We start from the raw sequence: 2,301 nt of genomic DNA on the forward strand, positions 1-2,301 counted from the left end.
TCCGGAGGGCGGTGACGGCCCAGCAGGTCGGACCGTCGCGGAGGGCGGTGGTGTCCCATCCGCCGACGGCGGCGCGGGGCGAGACCCCGTCCCCGGCTCCGTCCCCGGTCCCTGTCCTGGCAAGGTTGCGTTTCTCTTCCCGGGGCAGGGCAGTCAGCGTCCCGGCATGCTGGCCGGCCTGTTCGTCGCTTTCCCCGAACTCCACGGCCATGCGCGGTTCGCCCGGGCCCATGCCGCTGTCCTCCATCCGCCGGCCGCCTTTGACGAGCCGGAACGGGATGCGCAGCGGGCGAGGATCACCGACACCCGGGTGGCCCAGCCGGCGCTCGGCGTCGTCGGCCTGGCCGCGCACTCGCTGCTCACCGCGGCCGGAGTCCGCCCCGACATGGCCGCCGGGCACAGCTACGGCGAACTGGTCGCGCTGTGCGCGGCGGGCGTGCTCGACCCGCCCGCGCTGCTGGAGCTGAGCGCCGAGCGGGCGTCCGCGATCCTGGACGCCGCCCGGGCCGCCGGGCCGGAGCCGGGCACCATGGCGGCGGTGACCGCCAGCCACAAGGACATCGAACGCGTGCTGCGCCACACCGACCTCGCCAACCGGGTGGTGGCCGCCAATCACAACGCGCCACGCCAGACGGCGATCTCGGGGCCGCGGCGGGAGGTGGACGCCGCGGTCGGGCTGCTGCGGGAGGCCGGGCATCCGGTGAAGCGGCTCCCGGTGGCCTGCGCCTTCCACAGCCCGCTGGTGGCCGCGGCCGGTGACCGGTTCGCCGAGGCCCTCGCCCGGCAGCCGCTGCGTCCGCCCGAGTACCCGGTCTGGGCGAACCGCACTGCCGCCCCGCACTGCGGCCAGCCGGACGCGATCCGCGCGGAACTCGCGGCCCAGATCGGCGCGCCGGTCCGCTTCGTCGAGCAGATCGAGGCCATGTACGAGGCCGGGGCCAGGGTCTTCGTCGAGGCCGGGCCCGGCACCGTGCTCACCCGGCTGGTCGGCGAGATCCTCGGCGACCGCCCGCACCGCGCCATCGCCTTCGAGGGACAGCACGGCGGCCACGCCGTCGGCGGCGGTCCGCGCGGGCTGTACGGCTTTCTCGACGCCCTGGCCCAACTCGCCGTCGCCGGGCTGCCGGTGCGCACCGGCTGGATGTTCCGCGGCCGTGACGCCGTGGACGCCGGGCGCGCCACGCCGCAAAAGCGGCCCGGCTGGACGGTGGACGGCCAGCTGGTCCGTACCGCCGCGGGAGAACTCCTGCCCGGCGCGCTCGCGCCGGCCCGACGTGTCGTGGAGGCGACGGTGAGCCAGACGGACCGGGACGCACTGATCCTGGAGTTCCTCAGAACCAGCCGGGAAATGGTCGCAGCCCAACGCGACGTGCTCCTCACCCACCTCGGAGCCACGCCGAACGCCAGGCCTGCCGCGCCTGCGGGCCCAGTCGCGACGGTGACAGGCACGCCTGTGACGGCCGTGGCGCCCGGGGCCGTGGAGGCGACCGCGGCCCTTCCGCCGCCACCGGCAGGCGAACCGACCCCGACACGGATGCCGACGCCCCGACTCACCGAGCCGGTGGCGGTCACCGAGGCGGAGGTGGCGCGGATGGTCGCGCAGATCATCAGCGAACGCACCGGATACCCGGTCGACATGATCGAACCGGACCTCGACCTCGAGGCCGATCTGAGCATCGACTCGATCAAGAGAGCCGAGATCGCAGGCGAGTTGGTGACCCGCCTGGGCGTGGGCGGCACCGGCGGCGACGGCGCCGCCGCGCTCGGGGACGAGGAGCTGGAGGAGCTGACGAAGGCCCGTACCACCGCCGCGGTCACCGCCTGGCTCACCCCCAGGCTGACCGCCGGAGCCGAGCCGGGGAGCCCGGCGGCGACCGGCGCCCCCGGCACCGCACGCGATGAGACCGCCGAACCGGCCGTCGCCACCGTCTCGTTCGGCGAGCCGTCCGTGGACGGGACCACTGACTCCGTCAGGGGCGTGGCGCCGAGGCGGATGCGGATGCGGGCTGTGCCCCTGCCCGGGAACGGGCCGTCCGGCGAGGTCTCGGTCGTTCTGTCCGGCAAGCGGTTCGTGCTGCTGGGCGGCGATGACGCCGTGGCCGAGGCGGTCGGCGAGCGGCTGCGGACGTGCGGGGCCGAGGCCGTGGCCCTCCCTGGCGACCCGCTTCTCGCCGAGGGCGACGGACCGTCCCCCGGCTACCACGACGAGGTGCCGCCTGACGGGGTGATCCTGCTCCCGCCGTCCGCCGGGTCCGGCGCGCCCGTGCTGCCCGCCGCGTTCCCGGTGCTGCGGGCGGCCCT

2 protein-coding genes are annotated in these 2,301 nt (G+C 75.8%); one reads left to right on the forward strand and one right to left on the reverse strand.

What is annotated here, in order from left to right:
* A partial coding sequence (locus ABTY62_RS47390; RefSeq protein WP_352135613.1) for a hypothetical protein occupies window positions 1-247 on the reverse strand: 247 nt, incomplete at its 3' end.
* Here ABTY62_RS47390 and ABTY62_RS47395 point away from each other — a divergent pair.
* The coding region (locus ABTY62_RS47395; protein ID WP_352135612.1) for an acyltransferase domain-containing protein at window positions 167-2,301 on the forward strand (2,135 nt) is incomplete at its 3' end. The two genes, ABTY62_RS47390 and ABTY62_RS47395, sit on opposite strands and share 81 nt — an antisense overlap.

The sequence above is a fragment of the Streptomyces sp. NPDC097640 genome, from assembly GCF_040302705.1.
In the GTDB taxonomy this organism is placed as follows: domain Bacteria; phylum Actinomycetota; class Actinomycetes; order Streptomycetales; family Streptomycetaceae; genus Streptomyces.